Here is a 7,256-nt window from a genome sequence, read left to right on the forward strand (position 1 = left end):
GCGGTTCTGGAAGGCGATGGCCGTGGGCACGGCCACCAGGCCGGTGCGCGCGTCGACGCCGACGATGGTCGGGGCGTTGCTGTTGCTGCTGGTGTCAAAGCCGTAGCCGGCGTTGAAACCCGCGTAGAACCCCGTCCAGGTGAACACCGGAACCGGCGTGAACACCGGCGGCGGAGCCGCGCGGCGCGGAAGGTCCGCGGCGAGCGCGGAACCGGCAACGAACAGGCCCGTCAGGGCGGTAGCGCTCTTGAGAAGCGACTTCATGGTCCTGGTCCTCCAACTATGCCCCTGGTGCGACGCCGGCTCGCGCCGAACGATCACCGGAAGCAGTCCCTTCGACATATCCCGGCAGCCTTGCGAAAGCTGTGACTTCGCGACAACGCTGGTGACGATGACCGCGGCCTTATCGGCTTTTCGTCGCGGGCATTCCCTTGGCTCCTTACCCCCTCAACGCTGCCGAATGGCTAAGGTTCACGGGTCGGCGAAATTTTTTTGCCAAGCTTTCGTCGCGGTGCTTAACGAGAAGCAAACAGCGCCCTACGGGGCCAGGGCGATCGCCGCCACGAGCCGGCCGTAATCGGCCTCGCGGCGCTGGGTGGTGCGCCGGTAGCTGAAGAAGCGGTCGGGGTCGGAATAGGTGCACAGGCCGAGATCGGCGACCGTGCCGACGCCCGCTCGTTCGAGGCGCGCGACGATGTAGGCGGGGAGGTCGAAGAGGCTGTGCCCCGGGCGCTCGCGGCTCGGCGCGAAGTAGCGCGCGTTGTCCGCCGCGGCCTCCTCGAAGCGCTGGCGGAATTCCGGGCCGACCTCGTAGGCGGCGGCGCCGATGGTCGGGCCGATAACGGCCGTGATCCGGCCACGCTCGGCGCCGAGCCCCTCCATCGCCTCGAGGGTGGCCTCGATGACGCCGGTGAGCGCGCCCTTCCAGCCCGCATGCGCGGCACCCACGACCCGGTTCGCCGGATCGGCGAACAGGATCGGGCCGCAATCGGCCGTGAGGATGCCGAGCGCGAGGCCGGGCACCCGCGTCGCCATGCCGTCCGCCTTCGGCCGCTCGGCGAAGGGCGCCTCCACCACCAGGGCCTCGGCGGAATGCACCTGGTAGAGGCTCGCGAGCGCGTCCGGCGCGAGGCCGAGCCGCGCGGTCATCCGGCGGCGGTTCTCGGCAACGCGGGCGGGATCGTCGCCCGAGCCGAGGCCGCCGTTGAGCGAGGCGTAGAGCCCCTCCGAGACGCCGCCCTCCCGGGTGAAGAAGGCGTGGCGCAGGCCGGGAAGCGCGCCGAGCGCGGGGGCTTCGATCAGCATCGGTTGAGCCTTAACCCGAGAGGGTGGAGGAGGGGAGGGCCGGCAGCCGGGCCAGGTCCGGTCCCGATACGCCCAGAACCTTGAACAATCGGCCCATGCCGGTGCGCGACGAATCGACCAGCCGCGCGGCCGCCCCCGTCACCGCCTCGGCCTGTTCGGGCCGGGCGCGGGCGGCGAGGCGCTCCGCACGCTGGGCGAGGCCGAGCGTGCCCAGGAACGCGGCCTGCGTCACCGGCCCGTGGAGGCGCGCCCCGGCCTCGACGGCTGCGCGGGCGAGAGCCCCGAAATCCACCTGCGTGGTGAGATCGGTCTCGCCGGGCGCCGCGAGCGGATCGGCGAAGCGGTGAGCCCGCACCGCCTGGAGCGTGTCGGTGAGGCCGAGCTGAACCTCGCCGTAATCGACGCACAGGAGGGCACCGCCGCTCCGCGCGAGGCGCCCGGCGAGGCGGCGCATCTCGGCCAGGGCCGCGGAGGGCAGGGTGAGGATCGCGCCGGGCTCGGCCTGCGCCGGCAGGCCGGGCGTCGGCTCCGGGTCGAGGCCGAGGACGAGGCGCATGCCATCGGGCGCGAGGCCCACCCGGCGTTCGCACCAGCCCTCCGGCCTGCGCTCGAACTGGCGCACCGGCAGCGCGTCGAAGAACTCGTTGGCGAGGATCAGGACCGGCCCGTCCGGCACCGTTCCGGTCTCCTCGTGCCACGTGGCCGGCACGCCCGTGCCGCCGAGCCGCGCCGCCTGCGCCCGGCGCAGCACCGGGCTCGTCTCGACGAGGTGGAGGTCGATCGCCTCCGCGAAGGCCGGCAGCGCCGCCCGGATGGCGCGCAGCGCATCGGCCATCAGCGTGCCGCGGCCCGGCCCGAGTTCCACCACGCGGCAGGGGACGGGCCGGCCCATCGCGTGCCAGACCTCCGCCGCCCACAGGCCGAGCAGCTCCCCGAAGATCTGGCTGATCTCGGGCGCCGTCGTGAAGTCGCCGGCTCGGCCGAGGGGATCGCGGGTGCGGTAGTAGCCGTGGACCGGATGACCGAGGCAGAGGGCCATGTAGCGATCGAGCGGGATCGGCCCGGTCTGCGCGATCGTCTCGCGCAACTCGGCCAGGAGGGCGCTCACGCCGACGAGGCCCCGGAGGAGGCGCCGGATCCGGCCGGGTCCTCGCCCCGCCGCGGCAGGGGCCGGGTCGACCCGCGCAGCGCCCGCACGATGAAAACCAGGCCCACCACGGCCATCGGCAGGCAGAGCAGCATCCCCATGGTGATGCCGCCCCCGAGCACTGAGCCCTCGCTGCCGAACAGGAAGCCGAGCTGCGGGTCGGGCTCGCGGAAGAACTCGCAGGCGGTGCGGGCGATCGCGTAGCCCAGCACGAACAGGCCGCCGAGCAGGCCCGGCCGCCGGAAGCCGACGCGGCGCGCGGCGAAGGCCATCACGACGAACAGGATCGCCCCTTCGGTGGCGGCCTCGTAGAGCTGGCTCGGGTGGCGCGGCACCGGGCCGCCATTGGGAAAGACGACGGCGTAGGGGAATTCGGGGGCGGGCCGCCCCCACAATTCGCCGTTCACGAAGTTGGCGATGCGCCCGAAGAACAGGCCGATCGGCACCACCACGGCGGCGAGGTCGAGCATCGCGTAGGGGTTGAGACCGCGCGCCCGGGCGAAGAGCACGAGCGCCAGCACCGCGCCGAGGAAGCCGCCGTGGAACGACATGCCGCCGCGCCAGATCGCCAGGATCTCGGACGGGTTCGCCAGATAGGCCGACAGGTTGTAGAACAGCACGTAGCCGACGCGCCCGCCGAGCACCACGCCGAGCGCCACCCAGACGATCAGGTCGTCGATGTCGGCCGCGGAAGGCCGCCGCACCGCCCCCCACAGAGACGGGGACGCGGCGAGGCGCTTGGCGTAGAACCAGCCGCCCACCAGCCCGACGATGTAGGCGAGCGCGTACCACTTGATCGCGAGCGGACCGATCGCGACGGCGACCGGGTCGATGGCGGGGAACGGGAGCGCGAGGAGCGGCGGCATCGGTCTCGGCACAGGTGAACCGGGGGCGGGGCGTCGTCAACCCGGGGTCGCGGGCGGATGATCAGGCGGGCTGGAGCGCCTCCATGCGGGCCGCGTTCCCGTCGAGGAACAGGCGGTAGGCCGGATTGTCGCTCTCGTCGTGATGCGGATAGCCGAGGTCGGCGAGCGCCCGCGCGAAGCGGTCGCGGTCGGCCGCCGGCACCTGGATGCCGGCGAGCACCCGGCCGTAATCGGCGCCGTGGTTGCGGTAGTGGAACAGGGAGATGTTCCAGATGTCGCCGAGCCCGTCGAGGAACTTGAGCAAGGCACCGGGCCGCTCCGGGAACTCGAAGCGCAGCAGGCGCTCGTCGGCGAGCCCCGGCACGCGCCCGCCCACCATGTAGCGCACGTGGACCTTGGCCATCTCGTTGTCGCTGAGGTCGAGCACCGGGTAGCCGCGGTCGGTCAGGCTCGCGACCAGCGCCGCCTTCTCGCCGGGCAGGCCCTGGAGCTGGACGCCCACGAAGATGTGCGCCTCCAGCCCTTCCGCGTAGCGGTAGTTGAACTCCGTGATGGCGCGCTGCCCCAGCGCCTCGATGAAGGCCCGGTAGCTGCCCGCCCGCTCCGGGATGGTGACGGCGAGCAGCACCTCCCGGCGCTCGCCCAGCTCCGCCCGCTCGGCGATGTGGCGCAGGCGGTCGAAGTTGAGGTTGGCGCCGCTGTTGATGGCGACGAGCGTCCCGCCCCGGCCCTCGCCGCGGGCGACGTATTCCTTGAGCCCCGCCACCGCGAGTGCGCCCGACGGCTCGGACATGGCGCGGGTGTCGTCGAACACGTCCTTCACCGCCGCGCAGATCGCATCGGTGTCCACCGTGACGACGCCGTCGAGATGCTGGCGGCAGAGCCGGAATGTCTCCGCCCCGGCCTGGCGCACGGCCACGCCGTCCGCGAACAGGCCGACTTGGTTCAGCACCACGCGCTCGCCCGCCTTCAGCGCCGCCGCCATGCCGGCCGCGTCGTCCGGCTCGACGCCGAAGACCTTGGTCTCGGGCCGCAGGAACTTGACGAAGGTGGCGATGCCGGCGGCGAGCCCCCCGCCGCCGATCGGCACGAAGATCGCCTCGATCGGCCCGGAATGCTGGCGCAGGATCTCCATGCCGACGGTGCCCTGGCCGGCGATCACGTCGGGATCGTCGTAGGGGTGGATGAAGGTGAGGCCCTGCTCGGCCTCCAGGATCTTGGCGTGCGCGTAGGCCTCGTCGAAGGCATCGCCGTGCAGCACCGCGGTGCCGCCGCGCGCGCGCACCGCCTCGACCTTGATGGCCGGGGTGGTGCGCGGCATCACAATGGTGGCCGGCACCTTGAGCTTGGCGGCGGCGAGCGCGACGCCCTGGGCGTGGTTGCCGGCCGAGGCGCAGATGACACCGCGCGCCAGGGCCTCCGGCGGCAGGGCCGCCATCTTGTTGTAGGCCCCGCGCAGCTTGAACGAGAAGACCGGCTGCAGGTCCTCTCGCTTGAGCAGCACCGGCGCCTTCAGGCGGCCGCTCAGGCGGGGCATCGGATCGAGCGGACTCTCGCTCGCCACGTCGTAGACGCGGGCGGTGAGGATCTTCCTGATGTAGTCGTGCACGGGAGGCGTCCGAACCGGGGCGGGACGCGCGGCGTCCCGACGTGCCGGCCGCATAGCCCCTTTCGCGCGGCGATGCGAGCGTGGCCGTGTCAGCCCGCGCTGCGGGCGATCCACTTGGCCACGAGCGGCCCGGTCAGGATGACGACGAGGAGCCGCAGCGTCTGGACGGCGAGCACGAAGGACACGTCGGCCCCGGAGCCGACCGCGATGATGGCGACCGAGTCGAGCCCGCCGGGGCTCGTCGCCAGGAAGGCCGTGAGGAGGTCGATCGGCAGGATGAAGGTCAGCCCCCAGGCCCAGGCGCCGCACAGCGCGATCAGCCCGAGCGTCGCCGCGAGCACCCCCGGCAGGGCGCTGACCGTCGCCCGCACGGTCGCGCGCGTGAAGCGCAGGCCCACCGTCCAGCCGATGCCCGCATAGGCGAGCGCGAGCATCCACGCCGGCAGGCTCATGCTGGCGAGGTCCGTTGCGTGCAGCGCCGCCCCGATCACCAGCGGCCCGATCATCGCGCCGGCCGGAATCCGCAGGACGCGGCCCAGCCACGCGCCCACCACCGCCACCGCGAGGGTGCCGGCCACCGCGAGCAGGCCGGTCTCGCCCACCGGTGCGGCCACGGGCGCCGGCGTGCCCCCCACGCACAGGCGCGCGACCACCGAGGCGGAGAGCGCCACGCAGGCGACGCGCAGGTACTGCATGAAGGCGACGAGGCGCGGATCGGCCCCGAATTCCTCGGCCATCGCCACCATCGCGGAGGCGGCGCCGGGGGAGGAGCCCCAGGCCGCCGTGGTGCCCGGCAGGAGACGGATGCGGGTGAGGACGAGGCCCACGGCGGCGCTCGCCGCCACGGTCACCAGCACCACCGCCAGCATCAGCCAGCCATCCGCCAGCAGCGTGCGCACGATCGAGGCGTTGACCGCGTGCGCCACCAGGCAGCCGATCAGGGCCTGCGCCCCGAGGAAGGGAAGCTTCGGCACCCGCACGGTGGCGCCCGCGACTCCGAGGCCGATGCCGGCGAGCATTGGGCCGAGCAGCAGCGCCGCCGGGAAGCCCGCGGCCGAGAAGCCGGCCGACAGCAGAACCGAGGCGGCGAGCAGGATGCCCCATTGCAGCACCGGATGCAGGGCGGCGCGGTGCGGGGGAGGGGGGAAGGGCTTCATGCGCGATCAGGGTTCCGGCGCGGCGCTATCCACGAATCGTGCCCCGGTCGTGATGGGGACGCGGCACATGAGCGTCATCGCGCCGGCATGTCCCCGCCCTTGACGCAGGGCAAGGTTGCATCCGGCGCATGTTCCCGAAAGAAGTCCGCGAGGCTCGCCAGGCCTTCGCCGCGTGGGTCGCTGGCCCGCCACACCAGGGCGATCACCCGGTCCGGCCCGCCGTCCCCGAAACGGCGGCAGACCGTGAGGCCGGTGGGATCGGGGCCGTGCGGCGCGGCGAGCGCCGGCAGGAGCGTGTAGCCCGCCCCCGCCGCCACCATCGAGCGCAGGGTCTCGAGGCTGGTGGCGTGCCGCCCGACCCCGGGTCCCGCGCCGCAGGCCGCCACCGCCTGATCGCGCAGGCAATTACCCTCGTCGAGGAGGAGCAGGTCCGGCCCGGCGAGGTCAGCGGCCCGCGGGGCCCCGCCGGTCGCGAAGGCGTGATCGGCCGGGCAGGCGATCAGGAACGGCTCGCGGAAGAGCGGCGCCACGGCGAGACCGGCCTCGGGGATCGGCAGCGAGACGAGGGCCGCGTCGAGACGGCCCTCGCGCAGCCCGTCCAGGATCTCGGCGGTGCGGCCCTCGCTGAGCGCCAGCGCGAGTTGGGGGAAGTCCTGACGCAGCCGCCGCAGCACCTGGGGGAAGTAGTAGGGGCCGAGCGTCTGGATCGCAGCGAGCTGGAGACGCCCGGTGAGCGGCGTCCCGTGTCCTTCGCGGGCGAGCATCAGGAGCCGGTGCGCCTCGGCCAGCACCACCCGGGCCTGGCGCACTACCGCCTGTCCGCCCGGGGTGAGCAGCACCCGCCGGTTCGTGCGCTCGAACAGGGCGAGCCCCAGCGCCTCCTCCAGCTTGCGCACCTGCACGCTCAGGGTGGGCTGGCTGACGTTGCAGCGCTCCGCCGCCCGGCCGAAATGGCTTTCCTCAGCCACGGCAACAACATATTCGAGATCGCGAAGGGACAGGCCGGCGACGTTCATAGATGGCATCTATCACAGGGTTCGCAACGATGCATTTGTCAACTGGTCGCCCGCGGGCCATAACCCGGAACCAGACCAGTTCCAGGGTCCTTGGGTCGGGAAATGGCCGACCCTATCTCCCGTGTCGCGGCGCAGCCCGGGCAGCCGGGTTACGCC

6 protein-coding genes and 1 pseudogene are annotated in these 7,256 nt (G+C 72.9%); all 7 read right to left on the reverse strand.

Annotation, left to right across the window (positions count from 1 at the left end):
* Positions 1 to 264: pseudogene (locus tag MFF61_RS33260) on the reverse strand (porin family protein); the annotation flags it as partial.
* Positions 265 to 537: 273 nt separating this feature from the next.
* Positions 538 to 1,305 (reverse strand): peptidoglycan editing factor PgeF, encoded by a 768-nt coding sequence (pgeF, locus tag MFF61_RS33265; RefSeq protein ID WP_238242049.1) that lies wholly within the window; start codon positions 1,303 to 1,305, stop codon positions 538 to 540.
* A gap of 10 nt (positions 1,306 to 1,315) precedes the next feature.
* Complete coding sequence (locus MFF61_RS33270) at positions 1,316 to 2,413, reverse strand: class I SAM-dependent methyltransferase (protein WP_238242051.1); 1,098 nt, start codon at positions 2,411 to 2,413, stop codon at positions 1,316 to 1,318.
* Positions 2,410 to 3,318 (reverse strand): prolipoprotein diacylglyceryl transferase, encoded by a 909-nt coding sequence (gene lgt, locus MFF61_RS33275; RefSeq protein ID WP_238242057.1) that lies wholly within the window; start codon positions 3,316 to 3,318, stop codon positions 2,410 to 2,412. Before lgt ends, MFF61_RS33270 begins: the two co-directional genes overlap by 4 nt.
* 61 nt (positions 3,319 to 3,379) lie before the next feature.
* Positions 3,380 to 4,927, reverse strand: coding sequence for a threonine ammonia-lyase, biosynthetic (gene ilvA / locus MFF61_RS33280; RefSeq protein ID WP_238242058.1), 1,548 nt, complete (start codon positions 4,925 to 4,927; stop codon positions 3,380 to 3,382).
* 89 nt (positions 4,928 to 5,016) lie between these two features.
* A complete protein-coding gene (locus MFF61_RS33285) occupies positions 5,017 to 6,084 on the reverse strand; it encodes an AbrB family transcriptional regulator (protein WP_238242061.1) in 1,068 nt (355 codons plus the stop codon).
* 74 nt (positions 6,085 to 6,158) lie between these two features.
* A complete protein-coding gene (locus MFF61_RS33290; protein ID WP_238242062.1) occupies positions 6,159 to 7,100 on the reverse strand; it encodes a LysR substrate-binding domain-containing protein in 942 nt (313 codons plus the stop codon).
* Positions 7,101 to 7,256 lie beyond the last annotated feature (156 nt).

The organism is Methylobacterium isbiliense, assembly GCF_022179325.1.
Taxonomy (GTDB): Bacteria; Pseudomonadota; Alphaproteobacteria; order Rhizobiales; family Beijerinckiaceae; genus Methylobacterium; species Methylobacterium isbiliense.

Coding starts and splice junctions, on each gene's coding strand:
- pgeF (WP_238242049.1), bottom strand. CDS start 1,305: ATGCTGATCGAAGCCCCCGCGCTCGGCGCGCTTCCCGGCCTGCGCCAC.
- lgt (WP_238242057.1), bottom strand. CDS start 3,318: ATGCCGCCGCTCCTCGCGCTCCCGTTCCCCGCCATCGACCCGGTCGCC.
- MFF61_RS33285 (WP_238242061.1), bottom strand. CDS start 6,084: ATGAAGCCCTTCCCCCCTCCCCCGCACCGCGCCGCCCTGCATCCGGTG.
- MFF61_RS33290 (WP_238242062.1), bottom strand. CDS start 7,100: ATGAACGTCGCCGGCCTGTCCCTTCGCGATCTCGAATATGTTGTTGCC.